Here is a 19,918-nt window from a genome sequence, read left to right as displayed (position 1 = left end):
AGTTTGAGTATATGAAATTGGTGGAAAAATACCTATAGTTTTTCTAGCTAAAAATAAGTATGTGAATCATATATCATAATTTCTTTTTCTATATTGTTTTTTGGCGGTAATTTATTGTAATCATTATGGTAATTACTTAATTCTTTAAAAGAATCCTGATCTTTAGAATCTAATAATTGAAAGAAATCAGGAGGAAGGAAGAAGTTTTCGCTATAAGCTATAATTAGAGTCAGTAAATTTTTATTAATATAATCTCCTGAAAATAAAGAGTCTAAAATTTTCTTAGCATATAGATGATCCTTTTCTATCCAACTTATTAAAATGTAGCCTCTTTCATTTATGATAAGACTATTTAAAAATATATTATTTAAATCACTAGTAATATTTAAGTCTTGAATTTTATTTATATTAAAATCGTATTCAGGACTAATAAGTGTACTAGCAAGTATAGGCTGTTTCTCTTTTAAAGAAATTAAACAGTGAGATAAGCTATCATATCTAGTATGAATTATTTCTTCATTTAACTTTTGTTTTATTTGCTCTAAAGTTTTCATGGAGTTTTGATTTTTTACAATGACAGTATTTAACTCATACTGTTTATGAAACTGTATTTCAAGTGATTCACCATTATCAATAACATCCTTAAGCGCAAAGTATTTTTTTTCGACTGACTTTTTCTTAAAAATTTCTAAACAAAGTGAACGATAAGCTAATTTAAATAATTGTTCTTTTGAATATATAAACTCTTTTGTTTCGAAACATTCAAAAAGAGTTCTATCATGTAGGTCACAAAATCCAAAAAAGGTTGAAGCTTGATTAATACCAATATTCTTTATTTCTGCCTTATTAGTTTTTAAGCTATATTCAATTGTATGAACATGATTATTTTTTTCAATTTTACTTAAAAAAAGTCTGTTTGAAATAGAGTGAGCATTTTTTATTATTCCTATACAAGGGTCTTTAGGTGAGTTGAATAAACAAAATTTAAAGGATTTATCTATCTTTTGAAATGTTTTTGCAATTGCATATGCGTTAACTAATTTTTTTGATTTTTTGTTTAAATGACAATCCATAAACTTTTTATCAGAACCACACCAACATAGTTTTTCATTATTATTTAATTCATAGTATTTCTTAATTAATTCTAAATCTTGAACCATTTTCATTTTAATTTCTCATCAAAAAAACCCCACTATTTCTAGCAGGGTTCTCATTTTATTTCAAATATTTAACTTAGTGTTGCAACACCGAAATATCCGCCACACTGGTAAACAAGCCACGTAATTGAGCCAATAAACGTAAACGGTTGGCTTTCAATTCTGCATCATCTGCCATGACCATTACGCCTTCAAAGAATGCATCTACAGGCGCACGTAAAGCAGCAAGCTTAGACAATGCAGTGGTGTAATCTTTGGCAGCAAATAGCGGCTCAACTTCAGGTGTAATTTTAGCAAGTACAGCGAATAATGCTTTTTCAGCCTCTTCAACTAAGTTTGCTTCAACCACAGCACCCGTTGGTTCAGCTTCTTTCGCTAGAATATTGGCAACACGCTTATTCGCAGCAGCAAGTGCAGCAGCTTCAGGTAATGCACGGAAGTGATTCACCGCAGTGACACGCTTGTCAAAATCAAGAGGAGATTTTGGCGATAATGCTTGAACCGCTTGAATCACATCAACTGCAACGCCTTGGTCTTCATACTTGGCACGGTAACGACCTTCAAGGAATGCAACAGCATCCGCTAAAGTTTTCGCATGATCAGCAACCACATCGCCATAAGCATTCAATGCAAGCGTAATCAATTCTTCAATCGACACATCGAGATTGTTTTCAGTCACCAAACGTAAAATACCAATGGCAGAACGACGTAAGGCAAACGGGTCTTTTGAACCTGTCGGTGCTTGACCAATACCAAAAATACCCGTCAGTGTGTCTAAACGGTCGGCAAGGGCAATGGTTGTGCCTGTTTGGGTTTGCGGTAAAACATCGCCCGCAAATTTAGGTAAATACTGTTCACCTAAAGCTTCAGCCACTTCATGGTTTTCACCTTCAATGCGTGCGTAATAGGTTCCCGCAATGCCTTGAAGCTCAGGGAATTCACCGACCAGTTCAGAGGTTAAGTCACATTTTGCCAGCAGTGCTGCTTTTTCAGCATCAACCGCTGTTGCACCTGTGATGTTCGATAACGCCACAGCCAATTTTGCAATACGTTGTGATTTATCCCACAGCGTACCCAATTGTGCTTGAAACACCATGTTTGCGAGTTTCTCTTTACGCGATGCTAGTGGTTGCTTTTGATCTTGTAAGAAGAAGAATTCAGCATCAGACAAACGTGGACGAACCACTTTTTCATTGCCTTCAATAATCTGAATCGGATCTTTAGACTCAATATTTGAAACGGTAATGAAGTAAGGTTGAAGTTTATGATCACTATTTACCAAGCAGAAATATTTTTGATTGTCCTGCATGGTGGTAATCAACGCTTCTTGCGGTACAGCAAGGAAGCGTTCTTCAAAGCTGGCACGAAGCGCAACAGGCCATTCCACCAATGCGGTCACTTCATCACGCAGGTCGCTTGGTACAATCGCAATCGCATTGACTTCATCTGCCAATGCTTTGACTTGTTGATCAATGATCGCTTGGCGTTCTGCAAAGTCAGCAACCACATAAGCCGCTTTTAATTTGGCAAGATATTCATCTGCATGAGCCAAAGTAATCGCTTCAGGGGCATGGAAACGATGACCATAAGTCACATTGCCTGCTTTGTGATCCTGAATCGTTGCTTCAATGACATCATTGTCTTTGAGCAACACCACCCATTTTACAGGACGCACGAATTCAGTACGGCTTGCCGCTGAACGCATACGTTTTGCAATTGGCAGGTTATCCAGCGCTGCTTGTAAAATTTGTGGCAGTAAAACCTCAAGGCTTTGACCTTTGATATTTTTTCGGTGAATTAACCATTTACCTTTAGGTGTGTCGATTTCTCTTAAATCGGCTACGGTAATTCCAGAACTCCTCAAGAAGCCTTCTAAAGCTCTAGTTGGTTTTCCTTCTGAATCATAAGCAACAGCTACAGATGGACCTCTTTTTTCCTCTGTAAAATCTGCTTGCTGGTCGGGCATGTCAATAATTTTGAGTGCTAAACGGCGTGGTGCAGCGTAAGCTTCAATATTCGTGAAAAATAGAGAGTTATCCTTTAACCCTTTTGCAACTTCGGATTTTAGTGAGTCTCTTAGTTTTTTAAGGCTTTTAGGGGGAAGTTCTTCACAGCCAAGTTCAAACAAAATAGTATGACGTTTAATTGATGTTGTATCAATTTCAGCCATATAGTCAAAATCATCTTCTAAAATAGTATGTTGATTAGACATTATTTGCTCTCCTTTACTTCAGCTTTTTCAACTTGTGCTTTTAACTGTGCCAAAACTTCATCACGAAGTTCAGGTTCAGCCATTGGGAAGCCAAGCTTGGCACGTGCAGCCACATAACTTTGTGCAATTGAGCGCGCCAAAGTACGCACCCGTAAAATATAGCGTTGACGTTCAGTGACTGAAATCGCACCACGCGCATCAAGCAAGTTAAAACTATGCGATGCTTTAATTACTTGTTCATAGGCAGGCAGTGGAAGTTCAGCTTCAATTAAGCGTGTTGCTTCAGCTTCGTAAAAATCGAATAATTCAAACATTTTTTCGACGTTGGCATATTCAAAGTTATAGGTCGATTGTTCGACTTCATTTTGATGGAATACATCGCCATAGGTCACAGTACCGAATTGACCTTTAGTCCAAACCAAATCGTAAACTGAGTCGACACCTTGCAAGTACATGGCAAGACGTTCAAGACCGTAAGTGATTTCGCCTGTCACTGGGTAGCATTCAACACCACCCACTTGTTGGAAGTAAGTGAACTGAGTCACTTCCATACCGTTGAGCCAAACTTCCCAACCCAAGCCCCAAGCCCCAAGCGTTGGGGATTCCCAGTTGTCTTCAACAAAACGAATGTCGTGAACGAGGGTATCAATACCAATGGCTTTTAAAGAGTCAAGGTAAAGCTGTTGGATGTTGTCTGGGTTTGGCTTAAGCACCACTTGGAATTGGTAGTAATGCTGTAAACGGTTCGGGTTTTCACCATAGCGACCATCTTTAGGGCGACGTGACGGTTGGACGTATGCCGCGTTCCACGTTTCAGGGCCAAGTGCTCGAAGGAAGGTTGCAGTGTGGAATGTGCCTGCGCCCATTTCCATATCGTAAGGTTGTAAAATGACACAACCTTGTTCAGCCCAGTAATTTTGTAAGGCAAGAATTAAGCCTTGGAAGGTATCAATATGCGATATGGCGCGACTCATGGTCATCCACTTAAAATTAGAGAAAATTGTGCTCAATTATAAGGAGTTTCAGGAAGAGTGGCAAAGGGTTAATGCGTCGATACTTTTTTGAAAAAAATCAAAATACCGTTAAAAGAGATCAGGTCTCTATTTCCAGTCGTACGATTTGCTGTTTTAGTAACTGCTTTATGCTGAATTGAAAAGCAAGAATAAATCAGATGCATGTTATGATTGACCTAAAATTGTGATAAAGATAAAGCAATCTTATTCATTTATTTGCATGAAATTGGTTTAATCTGCATGCAGTGAAATAATGCTTAAAAAATAAGGACGATCATGACAACTTGTAAAATTCAGTGCCATTTAACATACAAGATTGTCCAAGCTACAGAATTTGTTTTTCTGATTCAAGTTGCTGATCATCCCGATCAAACCATCCTTACAGAACAGCTTAGCTTTTCTCCGCCTGTGATATGGCGTGAATTTCACGACTCAAGTCAGCAAAACCGTTATATCAGATTGCATATTGAAGCTTGTGACGCTTTTGAAGTGAACTATAGTGCTACGGTTGAACGTCATCCTGTGATCAATGCCGATGTTCAGCACAATCTCAAAGAAGTTGCGATTCCAAATTTACCCGATGAAGTGCTGCCTTATTTATTGGCCAGCCGATATTGTAATTCAGACCTTTTGGTGGATATGGCAAATCGATCATTTGGATGGATGGCACAAGGGTATACACGAGTTAAAGCCATTGAACAGTGGGTTTGTAACAACATTTTTTATGTTTCTGGTAGCTCTAACCAATTTACAACGGCGACCGATGTATTAATACATCGGGCTGGAGTGTGTCGTGACTTTGCTCATTTAGGGATTGCACTCTGTCGTGCTTTGGGGATTCCAGCACGTATGGTGGTGGGTTATGTCGAAATTGAAAAATTTCTACCCGATTTTCATGCCATTTTTGAAGCCTATTTAGAGGGCGGATGGGTGTTGTTTGATCCAACCCGATTAGCACCTGTAGAAAATTTAATTCGAATTGCTACAGGAATAGATGCAGGCGATGTTGCTTTTTCTACTTTCTATGGCGAGATCGAGATGCTCAAAATTGAGCCAATCATTACCGATAAACTAGATGATTAGTCAGTATAAAAGAGCAGTAAAAGTATTGCGAAGGACGATGAATTTAAAAGAAATGTATGAGGTTCACTGTGTGTCGCTCTCTGGTTTAAAACACGATAGAGAATGAATGACAAAGGAAACTCATCCTGATCGCTGTAAAGAGCAGGGCATTTTTTATTTCAAACATGCTGAATTTATTGATCATGAAAAAATATAAAATAAATACACCTTATTGTTGCATCATTCTATAATTCGTAAATCAATTCCAACATAACCAAAGGCGTGCTGTGTTTCATTCACAACTTAGATGGCTCAATATCTTAAAACCCAATTTCAAAGTTCTTCCGTTAAAAGAGCGCTTATTGTGTGGCATAGGTGCACTGTTAGGGCTACTACTCTCATCGTTGATTAGTTGGTGGGTGTTGGGTGACATTAATGCATGGTATATCGCGCCTATGGGGGCATCATCGGTGTTGTTGTTTGCAGTACCTGCCAGTCCATTGGCACAACCGTGGAATATGGTGGTGGGTAATACCCTTGCTGGGATTATTGGTGTGACTTGCGCCATGTATATTCCAAATTTAACGGAAGCTTTTAGTGTTGCTGTTGGGCTGTCTATTGTATTAATGATGACCACAGATTCATTGCATCCACCCAGTGGTGCAATCGCCATTACTGCTGTATTGGGTGGGGATGCGGTACATCAACTGGGCTATCACTTTATTTTTTATCCTGTTTTATTGAATTCTATTTTATTGTTAGTGATTGCAATTGTATTTAATCGCATGTTGGGAAAACAATATCCGCAAATTGCACAAGTCAATCAACGCTCTAAAGACCCAACGCCTACCCAAAAAGTCACGATTCAGCCGCAAGATATTCAAGCCACTTTGGATCAACAAACTGAACTTTTAGATATTAGTGAATATGATTTACAGAAAATTATTTTAGCGGCACAGGAAAAAGCCAATGCACGAGGGCAGAGCCAGTTTAAGTGTCAGGATATTATGAGTAAACATGTCGTAAGTTTAAATGAGCAGGAGGATATTCATTCGGCTTTGGATAAATTTAAACAGATGAATTTAATGAGCTTACCTGTGTCCAATGCTAAGCAGCAGTTGGTGGGAACATTGGCTTTATATGAAGTGGTGGAATGGTTTAAACGTGCAAATGATATGAGAACGACATGGGAGCATCAAGTAAAACATATTATGGTGCGTCAAGTGGTTACCGTAAAACCAGAGCAACCGATACAGGATTTGGTGCCTTATTTTGTCGAACGCTCATTTAATTATATTCCTGTGGTTGAAGATCAAAAAATAGTGGGAATGATTAGTCGTGCAGACATGATTGCGGCATTGAATCAACAGCTGAATCAGATCAATGCATAGCGAAATACAGACAAAAAAAAGCTACGACTCTTGGGGAAAAGTCGTAGCCGAAAACTAAAAATGATTAACGGTATGGATCATTAGAATCTTGATGTACCGTACGAACGGGATTTTGATAGCCTTGAGCAGGAGTTATTTGAAACTGTTTTTTAGGCATAATAAGCCATAAAACCAAATAAACTAAAATTCCTGGGAATGCAGCGCTCATTAGAGAAACAATGACAAATATAATGCGAAGCAAATTTGCATTCCAACCAAATCGTTCAGCAATACCGCCTATTACACCTGCGATCATATTTTGGCGGTTAGAGCGATACAAGCCAACATTGGCCATCTAAGTCTCCTTAAAATTAAAAATAGCTGAGTTAAAACAATTTACTCATACTGATAAAATGGTGATGTAAATCAGTTTTTAAAGGGTTATCGGCTAGAAAAATAGTTAAGTTATGTAACTGGACACTTATTCTTGTGAATTGAGCACATAAAATGGATTGACCTGAAAAAAAAGATGGCTTGTTGTTAATAATAATCCATTAAATATCAAGTATCTTATTCCTATAAAACGGAGATTTGACTTTAGTATCTATTGTAATTAATTGAGTATTTGCAAAGAATAAAGCAATGGACGTGCTGAGACAGGAGGGATACGTGTTTCGAAATGCTAATTATGGTTACTGTGTTCTTGTGGTTATGTTTACTGCTCTTGTCGGCTGTAATAAGTCATTAGAAGATTCTGTCGCTGAACAAATACAACCAGCAACCGAAGCGACTGATCTGGCAGTGAGCAATATTGAAGGTAAAAAACTGACGGAAGTCGCTGGGCAGGCGACATTACCTGTAGCCACTAAAGCTATAGAAGAAACCCCGCATACGATTCCTCAAAGTGCTGAACCATATGTGGGACGTTACCAGACGGTGATTCGTTGTGATGATCCCTTTGTGGCGTGTGAAAAGGGGACAGCCGATTTTATTGTTAATTTATTAGCCGATGGTACAGCACACCGTAGCATTATCCATTTGGGACAAATAACTTTTGCTTCGGATGTTCAATATCATCAAGATCATTGGTCTTATGATTTAGAGCATCATCAAATTATTTTGCATCGTGGCAATGGGGTAGAGTTTTTTTATCACATTGATCAAGATCAAAACTTGGTAATGGATTTAGCTAAAATTTCCAATCAGACTAAGCGCAATAGACAATATTTTGCGCAGGGCAATGCTTTTCCTAAATATGCCTATCGTTTAGTTAAAGAACCCGTTAAACCAAGCCTATGATGAAATTCAGATGACAAAAAATCTCCGAATAAGTAATGCCAGTTAGTTAAGAAACTGATTGGTATTTTTTTGTAAAATTCATAATGTTATTCGATACACGGAAACGTCATCCGCAACTGTTCGAGGCAAAACTACTTTGAAAAATTAAGGTTTCTGCGATTAATTGATCAATAAAAGGTATTTGACGAGTTTTGTGGATGACAAATGCTTTTGGTTCTTTTGGCAAAACAAAAGAACAAACGAGCTCCAAAAATTTGATTTGACAGGATAAGACTCCGTCGTGAATAACTAAAAAGCTAAGGAGTTAATTATAAAACCCCTTAACTGATCAGCATTACTCGAAATGCGGAGATTTTTTATGGCATAGAGATTAATGTGCACTGATTTTGATTAAATTTGGTGGGTTGTGAGGGGCTTGAACCCTCGACCAATAGATTAAGAGTCTACTGCTCTACCCACTGAGCTAACAACCCTGAACCTATTTAAAACATGCTTTTAAATAAAGTACAAGATAAAGCAAAATTTCGAGCGAGATGAAGCGGCCGAAAGGGCGGAATTTATTGTGTTTGAAAGACTTGGAAATTTTATTTCTGCTTAGGAGAACAGAACGCAATCTTAAGGAATAAATGGTGGGTCGTCCGCGATTCGAACGCGGGACCAACGGATTAAAAGTCCGCTGCTCTACCAGCTGAGCTAACGACCCATTTAGAAAGAGTGCTTTTAAAGCAAAAAAACTTCATGGCAGAAGTTTTTAGAAGATGGTGGGTCGTCCGCGATTCGAACGCGGGACCAACGGATTAAAAGTCCGCTGCTCTACCAGCTGAGCTAACGACCCATCTCTAGGTGATCAAAATAAGTGGTGGGTCGTCCGCGATTCGAACGCGGGACCAACGGATTAAAAGTCCGCTGCTCTACCAGCTGAGCTAACGACCCTGAACCAACATTCAAGTAAGACTTGAATGAGCAGTGCAAGAAAATTTTTCTAAACACCACTTCGTTTTGATGGGCGTATTGTAGCAAGTTATGAAACGAGCGCAAGTAAAAAATAGCAAACTTGTTGATGTTTGATTATAAATGCAACAAATTTGCTAGATCTAGTCAAAAAATATACTTTTTGAATTAGAAACGGTATTGATAAGCTTGAATATTGTTGAATATTTCAGCGGTTAAATCACAGTATCCTGTTGCGTTTGGCAGTAAAACCAACAAGCGTTCGTCTGTTTTATTGGGATCAAAGGCTTGTTCTTTTAACGTGTTTTTTTGGTATTTAAAAGTACCTGTCGTTTCAACGTGGACTTGAATGCGTAAAAACACAGGAACCGCATAGGCTGGCAAGCATTTTTTAAATTCGGTGGTCATTTGCTGTAAATCGTGTTCGGTAAATTCCGCATGATCTGCCAGTGTAATGGCTGCCATGCCAGCACGACCATTGGTATTGGGAATTTCTACCCCATAAACCACGGCTTCAGCAATTTTTTCATATTCACTGACGACATTTTCAACTTCGGTCGTCGATACATTTTCACCTTTCCAGCGGTAGGTATCGCCTAAACGGTCAACAAATTGAGCATGACGGAAACCAATATCACGCACCAGATCACCCGTGTTAAAGAAAGAGTCACCCTGAGTAAAGACATCTTTCATAATGACCGATTTATTTTTTTCAGGATCGGTATAGCCATCAAATGGTGAGCGACGGGTAATTTTGCCCACGAGTAAGCCGACTTCACCTTTTTTGACTTTTTTACACCAGCCTTGAGCATCTTTTACAGGGCTGTTGCTTTCTTTATCAAATTCAATAATCGCATAAGGGGTTGGGGAAAAGCCGACGGTATTGTCAAAATTAAAGATGTTGCTGAAACCAACATTGCCTTCGCTTGATGCATATAGCTCAAGAATTTCTTCTACACCAAAGCGTTGTTTGAATTTATCCCAGATATTTGGACGCATGCCATTACCGATCATTTTCTTGACTCGATGACCATGTTCAAGTTCAGAGCTTGGTGCATCCATGAGGTAACGGCATAACTCACCAACATAGCCAATGGCAGAGGCATCAAATTTTTTGACATCTTTCCAAAAAGCAGAGGTTGAGTATTTACGTCGCAAGGCTAGTGTTGCACTGCCTGCAATCACACCGCACCAACAAACCACAATACCTGTTGCATGGTAAAGCGGTAGGGTGCAGTACATCACATCATCGCTGTTTAACGCTAAGATATGACCATAGGTGCCGTATGCCAATGTCCAGCGGCTATGGGTGAAAATGACGGCTTTGGGTAAACCTGTCGTGCCTGAGGTATAGATGTAAAATAGACCATCTTTGCCTTGAATGCTCTGCGTGGTAGGGGTGTTGAATTTAGGGAAGTGAATGATTTTTTCTGCTAAATTTGTCCATCCTTTCGGCGATTTACCAGCATCAACTAAGGTTTCCTGATCTGCAAACCAGTGAAAGCGATCTTCTTTAAGGAGCAAGTCTTGACGGACTTCATCCACTGCGGCACGACATTCTTCACCAATAATAATGGCAATCGGTTTGACTAGGTTAATGCTATGGGTTAATGCTTTACTGTTTTGTGAAGTATTGACTAAAGCTGCGGTGACCCCAATTTTGGCTAAAGCAATCACGGTTGCCACCAGTTCAGGGCGATTTTCCACCATGACGGCAATCACATCACCTTTACGTGCGCCAATAGACAAATAAAAGTGCCCAATTTGGTTTGCCCATTCATTGAGTGCTTGATAAGTGAATTTTTGCTCTTCGAATAATAAGGCATTCCCTTGCGGATTGCGCTTGACTGCTTTCTCAAATGCAATACCTAAGCCCGCAGGTGTGTTGGGGGTGCGTAAATAGGCTTGTTTCAGTCCACTCAATAAATGGGGGACTTTACTGATAAATTTGGGTAACTTTGCTGCGACATCCGTGATGCTAATCAAGTCATTTTGTGTGCTGTGGTTCATAAGAATCCTATTTATTTTTCATAATCCAGTATGTCTATTTGTTCGTGCTTATATTGCAGCTTCTTTTTAGTGGTTTAGTCCTAGAGCAATCAACCTAATTTGGTCAAAATAACAAAAAAAACCTAGTCACCGAAATGACTAGGTTTTTTTATTTTGCTGCATTAGAGCGAATTATGACTCATTTGCAGGCGTTACTTTCTTTGGTGGACGACCACGAGGACGACGAGGGCGGATCGGTTTGTCCTCATCATCTTCCGTTTCGTCTTTGTTCGCATCCGTTTTTGGCTCTGCTAGTGCTGCCTGTATATCTTGCGCAACCTCTACAGCTATTTCAGCTTGTGCAGGCTTTGCTTCAACAGTCTTAGGCTCTATTACTTTTGCCACAGGCGCTGGTTTCTCAGCTTTAGGCGCAGGTTCAGCAGCGACTTTAGGTTCATCCACGACTGCGACGTCTTCGACTACTATGACTTGTTCTGTCACAGGCTCGATTTCAACAGGAGCAGTTTCAACCACCTCAGGTGCGATTGTCGCCGCGTCTTTGTTGGTTGCTTCAGGTTCGCTATGTGCTTGCTTCGCTTGCTCTAAAGCTTGTTCCGCTGCAAGTTTTGCTAAACGACGACGTTCACGTGGATCATTGGCAACACGCTTATCTGAAATAGCCGTAGGCGGTGTTAAGTCCAATACCGGTGCTGGTTCAGCTTCTGGAGCTGCTTTTGTTACCGCAACATCACGTGTAACAGGCTGTGCTGTTTCTGCTTCAGTTGCCTGATGCACGATAGTCGCAGCATATTGCTCAGTGAATTTCACCAATGCACGATTGAAGGTTGGGATTAAACCAAACTGCTCGATCAGTACTGAACAATCTTCACCATACACATGGCGAATTAAACTGCCCACGGTATATTGGCTCAAGGTTGGAACCTGTGATGGATTCAACTTTGCTGCAGGAGCTTGTTGTTTCGCTTGATTTTCACGTTTTTGGCGACTACGCATGCGTGGGTCGTTACTTGCACGTCGATCAGCAGAACGTGGTTTATGTGACTCTTGCGGTTTAGTCGCTGTTACAGGCTTCTCTTCCTTCACAACCACTGGTTTTTCTGTTACCGCGGCTTTGGTTTCTGCCACAGCGACAGGTGCCGTTGGTGCAACAGGCGTTTCAACCACAACAGGCGCCGAGTTTAATGCAATGATTTCGCTTTTCGCTTGATCGACATTAATGACTAATGCTGTTGGCATAACCTCTTGACGTGGTGTATCAATCACTTCGACTTTTGGTTGTTGCTCATTTACAACAGGAGCAGCAGCAACCGCTGGTTGAGGTGTTTGCTCGTTCAATACGCTTTGATCGCGGTGACGATTTGGGCGGTTTGGACGTTGTTGATTATTACGGTCACGGCGTGGAACAGCATTTTGCTCGAGTTGAACTTCAGCATTTTGTTGTTCTGGATGTTGACGTCGAGTCGGGCGTTTATTTTCACGCGGATCTTGACGTTGTTCCTGACGCTGTTCTTGGCGTTGTTCCTGACGAGAGACTTGAACAATTTCTTCATGCACTTGGTTTTGTGGATTGTCATGCTGAACTTGTTCGCGTTGCTCTTTTGGCTTGTTAACGCGTTTTTTATTGTGACGTTGCGTTTTTTCTTCTTTATCAGAATACTTATCGGCAACTTCACGCTGTTCCTGTTTATGTGCCACAGGTGTATTTGGCGTTAAGTAAGCATTGCTGTTTGCAGTTGCAACAGGTGTGCTTTGAACAGGTGCAGCCGTTGTAACTTGACTCACTTGACCAAATTGACCACGACTCACAGCACCACCATTGACCATTTGTTCAATGGCTGCGGCAGCATTGTTTGCCGAACGGGCTTGATCAACAGTTTTCGCTTGCTTTTGCACAAACAAGTTTTCTAACCATGCACATGGGCTTGCTGAAGCTTGAGCAACAGGCGCAACTTGAGTTGGCTGTTGTTGCTGTGTTTCTTGAGCAGCTTGTTGTGGACGACGTTGTTGCTTGTTGTTCTGGTTTTTGTCTTGCTGCTGAGCTTGCGGTGCAGCTTGAGCTTGTTGCCCATCTTCTAAATGCCATTCAGACGATTCGTAACCCAACTCTTTTTCACTTGAACGTGTCGCTTCGGTACGTTCATAGCTGGTTGGTGCAAAACCTTCAGCATTATACGTAATTTCATAATGCGGCGTTTCTAAATGTGGGTGTGGTAAAACAGTCACACGGACATTTGAGGTTTGTTCTAGGTAAACGAGGCTGTGACGCTTTTCATTCAATAAGAATGCTGCAATTTCAACAGGCACTTCAACTTGAACTTCACCATGACGTTCACGTAGCGCAATTTCTTCTACTTTACGCATAATCGAAAGGGAAAGAGAACGTAAGTCACGCACCATACCTGTGCCATGACAGCGTGGGCAAACGTAACCCGTTGCTTCTTCTAACGAAGGACGTAGGCGTTGGCGACTCATTTCCATTAAGCCAAAACGAGACAATTGACCGAATTGGATACGGGCACGGTCGCTTTGCGTTGCTTCACGAAGTTTGGCTTCAACCATACGTTGGTTACGGTCTTTGGTCATGTCGATAAAATCGATCACCACTAAACCACCGATATCACGTAAACGCAGTTGACGCGCAATTTCTTCGGCTGCTTCTAAATTGGTATTTAAAGCTGTATCTTCAACATCGTGACCACGTGTCGATTTTGCCGAGTTAATGTCGATAGACACTAAAGCTTCGGTTTGGTCGATGACGATTGAACCACCAGAAGGAAGTTTGACTTCACGTTCATAGGCAGTCTGAATTTGACTTTCGATACCGAAGTGAGCAAATAAAGGCTCATTTAAAGTATAAGTTTTTAACTTTTCTAACTGACGCGGCATCACGGCTTTAACAAAGTTATACGCTTCGTTATAGGCTTGTTCAGAGTCAATTAAAATTTCAGCAACATCGTCACGTAAATAGTCACGAATCGCACGTGTGACCACACCCGCTTCTTGATGCACCAACATTGGTGATGGACCAGAGCTTGCAGTGCTTTGGATTTGCGCCCAAAGGTCAAGCAAGTGCTGTAAATCAAGTTGTAATTCTTCTTGAGAGCGACCAATACCAGCGGTACGAACAATCACGCTCATGCCACGCGGTGTATTAAGTGACGCCAACATTTCTTTCAATTCTTCACGAACTGAACCCGAAATTTGACGACTAATACCGCCACCTTTTGGATTGTTTGGCATAAGTACCAAATAACGTCCAGCCAGTGAAATAAAGGTAGAAAGGGCAGCCCCTTTATTACCACGTTCTTCTTTTTCCACTTGAACCAAAAGCTCAGTGCCTTCAGTGATCAATTCACGGATATTTGAAGTTTGACGTGGATCTGCTTGGTAGTATGAGTTTGCGATTTCACGCATAGAGAGGAAGCCTTGACGACCTGCACCATACTCAACAAAAACAGCTTCTAATGAAGGCTCGACGCGAGTCACGTGACCTTTATAGATATTGGATTTTTTTTGTTCACGGGTACGATTTTCTAAATCAAAATCGTAAAGACGCTGACCCGTGACAAGTGCAACGCGAATCTCTTCGGCATGTGTTGCATTAATCAACATACGTTTCATGGGTATACACCTAATAGTGATACACAACAAAACATCGCTATTCACGTAGCGAACATCACATATTACGGATCAACACTCAGATCTCAAAATAACACCTGTGGTCTGAGCTTTTTTACCGGCCTTTTTTGTTCGGCTTCGGTTTTTGATTCACGTATTGATGATGGCAATACGGCTTCAATCTTTCAACGATTAAAGTCACCTGAACGGATTCACTGGCGGATAAACGGTGCATTGGATGTGAGTAACTTTCACTGTCACGTAGCTTGAAGATCATCCCTTCGTTTAAGATAGAGCGTCTTGATACGGAATTATCATCGTATCTTTGCTTTATGTGCAGATCCAATGCATCAACGTTGTAGCCTGAATGCGACTTCAGGTTGCGACTCATTTGATGTGTATCAGTTTACGTTTAAAAACCAACTCAAAGTTGGCGACATATTTTTGGGGCAAACTGATTTATGTACATTAAGTACAATTAAACGCAACAGTTTGCTTTTTTGCCGATATAATAAGCCTTCGGCGTCGGCATATTCTTTAGGGACCTTTCCGTATTTAGTATGAGTTGTGAAATTTAATGTTTAGCTTCAAAAATATTGAAGTAATTAAATTTTTTCACACTAACGGTGGTATCCGTGCGCTGACTATATCAAACCTTGCATCATCTGCCTATGGGCTAAGCTTAAATTTCTTGTGTAAAGCATAGCCTAAGTGATCAGTTTTTAATCAATTTTAGTATTTTTTTGGGTCATCGTAACTGTATGAATTCTACGCAAGAATGGCAAAGTGTCACTTGGTTTGAAGTGGACGAGCATCAATCGGGTCAACGTATCGATAATTTTCTATTTTCTAGGCTCAAAGGTGTGCCTAAAAGTCGGATTTATCGCTTGATGCGTGAAGGGCAAGTTCGGGTCAATAAAAAGCGCATTAAAGCTGAAACCAAACTGGCAATTGGCGATCAAATTCGTGTGGCACCGATTCGTTATGAACCTAAAGACGAAACGGCTGCACCTGTGTCAGATAAAGTTGCACAGAGCTTACTCAGCCGTGTGATTTATGAAGATGAAGGCTTGATGATTGTGAATAAACCTTCGGGCATTGCCGTGCATGGTGGCAGTGGTGTGGCCTATGGTCTGATTGAAGGTTTACGTGCAGCCACAGGTAAAAAATATTTAGAGCTGATTCATCGTATTGACCGTGATACGTCTGGTTTAGTGATGATTAGTAAAAAACGTAGTACGCTTAAAACTTTGCAAGATTTACTGCGTGAACATAAAATTAAAAAAACCTATGCCGCTATTGTGAAAGGTCAGGTCAGTTTGGATAAACAACTGATTGATGCGCCTTTACACCGTTATGAATTGGCCAATGGCGAGCGTCGCGTACGCGTATCTAAAGAAGGTAAGCCAAGTCAAACGCAGTGGAATGTCGCAGAGCGTTTCCGTCATGGTACTTTGGTTTATGCTTCACCGCTTTCGGGACGCACACATCAAATTCGTGTGCACGGTTTAAGTATTGGTCATCCTTTAATTGGTGATGATAAATACGGCCATGAAACTGAATATAAAGGCCCTGCGGCACGTCGTTTGTGTTTGCATGCCTTGCGTTTAGAAATTCCGGGTTATCCTACAATTGAAGCCCCTTTGCCTGAAGATATGCAGAATTTGGTGGCACAGCTCCGCGCGCAGTCTAAATAATACTTGCTCACTTTTGAAAGAGTAAAAGTAACAAAAATCTTTTATTGAGCAAGCAGCACATCCTTGTACTGCTTGCTCAATGGCGGCATTCATGCCACCGAACGAGTAGCAACTGTTTTGATTCATGAAAAAATTGAAATAATGAGAGCGAAATGAATAAACCTGTAGAACTGATTGTCTTTGATTGGGATGGCACTTTGTTTGATTCAGTGGGGCAGATTGTGGCAAGCCTACTGTTTGCAGCGCAGCAATTTGAGCAACCCCTGACCCCTGAAGCGGCAAAAAGTATTATCGGTTTAGGTTTGCCTGAAGTGGCTCAAGTTTTATTTCCTACAGTTCCTGAATTGCATACCGACCTTTTGAAGTGTTATGGCGATCATTATGTTGCCCATTCAACAGGGGATGCTTGGTTTGCTGGCATTGCTGAAATGTTGTATGGACTCAAAAATCAGGATGTTCGGCTTGCAGTTGCAACGGGTAAAAGCCGTAAAGGTTTGGATCGTGTTTTGAAGCAAACCAATAGTCATGATTTGTTTGAGATTACGCGTGCGGCAAGTGAAACCAAGTCTAAACCTGATCCGCTGATGTTGGCTGAAATTTTAGCTTTCACAGGGGTAAAAGCTGAACATGCGATTATGGTTGGAGATACCTCTTATGATTTGGAAATGGCGCGGAATATTGCCATGCCCAGAGTAGGGGTGAGTTATGGCGTACATACGCCAGCTGTATTGCAAACGTTTAATCCTTTAACCATTGCAGATGATGTCGCAAGTTTAGATCAATTTTTAAATCAGCAAGTGAATGCTTCCGATGTGGCTTAAGCAAAGTTGATCATTTTTTTAGGCGTATAAGGATATGCGCCTAAAATTACTTTTGAATAACAAGAAAATACGCTATGAGTCGTTCCATTCGATTACTTCATTTATTACAGCATCTGCGTGAACAGCGTTATCCTGTCACTGCACAACGTTTGGCTGAACATTTGCAAATTAGTGTGCGAAGTGTTTATCGAGATATTGAAAGTTTACGTGATCAAGGGGTCAATATTGAGGGCAGTACCGGTTTAGGATTTCAATTGAAAGAAAACTTTCTCCTTCCGCCAATGAGTTTGGATGAATCAGAAATTGAAGCGATGTATCTTGCATTACAATGGGCTAAATCTATTCCTGATCAAGCATTACAGCAGGCCTCACATTCGGTATTAAGCAAATTTAAAGCAGTCTTGCCACAAAGAAAACAAGAATTTTTAAATGATACTTATCTAAAATCAATTCATTCATGGATTGAGGTTAATCAAACCATTGTTGAACAAGTTCGTATCGCAATTCGTTTACAAACTAAAATTCAGATTAATTATGTTGATGAGCAGAAACAGATTTCACACAGGCAATTATGGCCTTTTGCATTGGGATATTTTAACGACAAAATGTTGTTGGCTGCATGGTGTGAACTTCGTGCAGATTTTAGAAATTTCCGTTTAGATCGAATTCAAACGCTAACCCTCACTGAGCAAATCTACCCCGAATTTAAACGTCATTTATTTCACCAATGGTGTCAAAAAGAATTTTCAAATTCAGAAGCTTCACAAAGCACTACTGACAAAAACTGACACAGCCAAGTTCTATGCTCAAAAAACAATAAACACAGAGGATAGAACAATGGCTTTAACTTTATATACCAATACGCAATCTCGTGGTGTTGTCGTGGATTGGCTCATTCTTGATTTGGGGATTGAGGTCGAGCGCATAGAAGTTGCATATGGTACAGAAATGAAATCAGCAGAATTTCTAAAATTAAACCCTTTTGGCAAAGTGCCTGTTTTAGTCGATGGCGATGTGGTGATTTATGAGCTAGATGCCATTTGTGCGTATTTGGCAGATAAATTCTCTGAAAAAGGGTTAGCTCCTGCACTTGATGATCCGAAAAGAGGTTTATATTACCGTTGGTTGTTCTTTGGTGCAGGACCTTTTGCAGCAGCCTCTGACAATGAACATTTAAAAGTTCAAGTGGCACCTGAACAAAAAATGTTTATGGGTTATGGTGATTATCGAGATACCTATCAGGCATTGATTCAAGGTTTGGAACAAGCAAGCCCGTATTTATGTGGTTCACAGTTTACGGCAGCCGATATCAGTTTAGGGGCAATGATCATGTGGCAATTAAAAATGAATCTATTACAGCCCCATCCTGCGATTGAGCGCTATGTTTTAGCTATACAACAACGTGAAAGTTTAAAGAATAATCCTGCTTTATTTGCCGCATAAAATCATTTTACTTAAATAAGCCTCTTATGAAAGAGGCTTATTTTTTGTTGTAGATTTATACAAATAAACTTCACGCTTATTATCTTTTAGTCGTAGATGAAAAGTTTAATCAAAATATACAAAACTAAATTCTGAATGATTGGATCATTTTTCGCTTTGATTTTTCTACGCTGTTTATTTTGATTGATAAAACAAAAAAAAGATTTATAGGTTCTAACTATTGTAAAAAATAAAATAAGTATTGGCGTAAAGTCGCCATTTTTCCGATGCTTAAACTGTTTATACATATACGCGTTTTATAGATGATCAGATACAGCTCGTCTGTCGCAATTGATCTAATCGATCCGAGTTTTAAATCTTACTCAATCATTTTTTATCTAAAACAGTATAAGTCCATTTTTGCAGTTTAAGGAAACATTGATGTCGAATTCTGCTGTTGTTGAAACGAGCGTTGAATCCGTTGCTTTAGCGCTTAGAGAAGCTGAACTGTCAAAAGTTGCGGTTGCACCTATTCGTCCACAATTGGGGGGTGAAAGTGCCGATGTCGATATCGCCTATGCCGCTCAAGAAGTGAATACCCAGCGTGCGCTTACTGAGGGGCGTCGTTTGGTTGGACGCAAGATTGGTTTGACTTCAAAAGTTGTACAAGCGCAACTTGGGGTAAATCAACCTGATTTTGGGATGTTGTTTGCCGATATGGCCTATGGCGATGGTGAAGCCATTCCTGCTGGGTTACTCATTCAACCGAAAGTTGAAGCTGAAATTGCACTCATCATTCATCAAGATTTAATCCAAGAAAAACACACTTACGCAGACATTATCAGTGCGACTGACTATGCATTGCCCGCTATAGAAGTGGTCGATAGTCGTATCGAAAATTGGAAAATTTCCCTGATTGATACGGTTGCAGATAACGCTTCATCTGCGGCTTATGTTTTAGGTTCACGTCCAGTGAAACTGGAAAACCTAGACCTTGTGAACTGCAAAATGGTGATGACGCGTGGTGACGAAGTTGTCTCTCAAGGTGTGGGCAAAGCATGTTTGGCAAACCCTTTAAACGCGGCAGTGTGGTTGGCTGACGAAATGGTGCGTCGTGGTCGTCCACTCTTGGCAGGTGACATCATTCTTACAGGTGCGCTTGGCCCAATGGTTATTGCAAACCCAGGTGATGAATTCAAAGTTGAGATTGAAGGCTTTGGTTCAGTGGTTGCCGCTTTCGCTGCTGAATAGCGTTTTTGTATAAATCGGAATTTTAGAGAGTACAT

At 40.4% G+C, this 19,918-nt stretch carries 15 protein-coding genes and 4 tRNA genes; 8 read left to right on the top strand and 11 right to left on the bottom strand.

Going from position 1 to position 19,918, the window contains the following annotated elements; all coding sequences use genetic code 11:
* Positions 1-47: 47 nt before the first annotated feature.
* The 3 genes from B9T30_RS04055 to glyQ form a co-directional block, all read right to left on the bottom strand.
* Positions 48-1,166: an SEC-C metal-binding domain-containing protein gene (locus B9T30_RS04055; RefSeq protein ID WP_086183883.1), complete on the bottom strand. Its 1,119-nt coding sequence runs from the start codon at positions 1,164-1,166 to the stop codon at positions 48-50.
* 67 nt (positions 1,167-1,233) lie between these two features.
* Positions 1,234-3,303, bottom strand: a complete 2,070-nt coding sequence (gene glyS, locus B9T30_RS04050; RefSeq protein ID WP_086183998.1) for a glycine--tRNA ligase subunit beta — start codon at positions 3,301-3,303, stop codon at positions 1,234-1,236.
* Positions 3,304-3,368: 65 nt separating this feature from the next.
* Complete coding sequence (glyQ, locus tag B9T30_RS04045) at positions 3,369-4,343, bottom strand: glycine--tRNA ligase subunit alpha (RefSeq protein WP_086183882.1); 975 nt, start codon at positions 4,341-4,343, stop codon at positions 3,369-3,371.
* 315 nt (positions 4,344-4,658) lie between these two features.
* Here glyQ and B9T30_RS04040 point away from each other — a divergent pair, with 315 nt between their 5' ends.
* Together B9T30_RS04040 and B9T30_RS04035 are read left to right on the top strand one after the other, a co-directional pair.
* A complete protein-coding gene (locus B9T30_RS04040; protein WP_086183881.1) occupies positions 4,659-5,465 on the top strand; it encodes a transglutaminase-like domain-containing protein in 807 nt (268 codons plus the stop codon).
* Between the two features lie 266 nt (positions 5,466-5,731).
* Positions 5,732-6,835 (top strand): HPP family protein, encoded by a 1,104-nt coding sequence (locus B9T30_RS04035; RefSeq protein ID WP_086183880.1) that lies wholly within the window; start codon positions 5,732-5,734, stop codon positions 6,833-6,835.
* A 64-nt stretch (positions 6,836-6,899) separates the two neighbouring features.
* Here the strand turns inward: B9T30_RS04035 and B9T30_RS04030 are convergent, their stop codons facing one another.
* Positions 6,900-7,169: a PspC domain-containing protein gene (locus tag B9T30_RS04030; RefSeq protein ID WP_086183879.1), complete on the bottom strand. Its 270-nt coding sequence runs from the start codon at positions 7,167-7,169 to the stop codon at positions 6,900-6,902.
* Between the two features lie 314 nt (positions 7,170-7,483).
* On the opposite strand from B9T30_RS04030, the gene B9T30_RS04025 reads away from it, so the two are divergent.
* The gene (locus B9T30_RS04025) at positions 7,484-8,113 is read left to right on the top strand and encodes a hypothetical protein (RefSeq protein ID WP_205666507.1); all 630 of its coding nucleotides are present in this window, start codon (positions 7,484-7,486) and stop codon (positions 8,111-8,113) included.
* A gap of 397 nt (positions 8,114-8,510) precedes the next feature.
* Here B9T30_RS04025 and B9T30_RS04020 read toward each other — a convergent pair.
* The 7 genes from B9T30_RS04020 to B9T30_RS16465 form a co-directional block, all read right to left on the bottom strand.
* A tRNA-Lys gene (locus B9T30_RS04020) sits at positions 8,511-8,586 on the bottom strand.
* A 154-nt stretch (positions 8,587-8,740) separates the two neighbouring features.
* A tRNA-Lys gene (locus B9T30_RS04015) sits at positions 8,741-8,816 on the bottom strand.
* 56 nt (positions 8,817-8,872) lie between these two features.
* Positions 8,873-8,948 (bottom strand) — tRNA-Lys (locus B9T30_RS04010).
* Between the two features lie 22 nt (positions 8,949-8,970).
* Positions 8,971-9,046 (bottom strand) — tRNA-Lys (locus B9T30_RS04005).
* Positions 9,047-9,232: 186 nt separating this feature from the next.
* Positions 9,233-11,074, bottom strand: a complete 1,842-nt coding sequence (locus tag B9T30_RS04000) for a long-chain-acyl-CoA synthetase (RefSeq protein ID WP_086183878.1) — start codon at positions 11,072-11,074, stop codon at positions 9,233-9,235.
* Positions 11,075-11,245: 171 nt separating this feature from the next.
* Complete coding sequence (locus B9T30_RS03995) at positions 11,246-14,695, bottom strand: Rne/Rng family ribonuclease (protein WP_086183877.1); 3,450 nt, start codon at positions 14,693-14,695, stop codon at positions 11,246-11,248.
* 112 nt (positions 14,696-14,807) lie between these two features.
* On the bottom strand, positions 14,808-14,969 hold the full coding sequence (locus tag B9T30_RS16465) for a hypothetical protein (RefSeq protein ID WP_171264118.1): 162 nt from the start codon (positions 14,967-14,969) through the stop codon (positions 14,808-14,810).
* Positions 14,970-15,453: 484 nt separating this feature from the next.
* Between B9T30_RS16465 and B9T30_RS03985 the strand changes: the two genes are divergently transcribed.
* From B9T30_RS03985 to B9T30_RS03965, 5 genes are all read left to right on the top strand, one after another.
* Entirely contained in the window at positions 15,454-16,389 is a 936-nt protein-coding gene (locus B9T30_RS03985) for an RluA family pseudouridine synthase (protein WP_004649946.1), read from the top strand.
* Between the two features lie 152 nt (positions 16,390-16,541).
* Positions 16,542-17,210, top strand: coding sequence for an HAD-IA family hydrolase (locus B9T30_RS03980; RefSeq protein WP_086183876.1), 669 nt, complete (start codon positions 16,542-16,544; stop codon positions 17,208-17,210).
* A 74-nt stretch (positions 17,211-17,284) separates the two neighbouring features.
* Entirely contained in the window at positions 17,285-17,998 is a 714-nt protein-coding gene (locus B9T30_RS03975) for a helix-turn-helix transcriptional regulator (protein ID WP_086183875.1), read from the top strand.
* A gap of 49 nt (positions 17,999-18,047) precedes the next feature.
* Positions 18,048-18,653, top strand: coding sequence for a glutathione S-transferase family protein (locus B9T30_RS03970; protein WP_086183874.1), 606 nt, complete (start codon positions 18,048-18,050; stop codon positions 18,651-18,653).
* 420 nt (positions 18,654-19,073) lie between these two features.
* Positions 19,074-19,883, top strand: a complete 810-nt coding sequence (locus tag B9T30_RS03965; RefSeq protein ID WP_086183873.1) for a fumarylacetoacetate hydrolase family protein — start codon at positions 19,074-19,076, stop codon at positions 19,881-19,883.
* Positions 19,884-19,918: the final 35 nt, after the last annotated feature.

This window comes from Acinetobacter sp. ANC 4973, assembly GCF_002135275.1.
GTDB classification, from domain to species: Bacteria; Pseudomonadota; Gammaproteobacteria; order Pseudomonadales; family Moraxellaceae; genus Acinetobacter; species Acinetobacter kyonggiensis.
The sequence above is the reverse complement of the archived record's forward strand: the minus strand, read 5'-3'. Positions and strand labels throughout refer to the sequence as shown.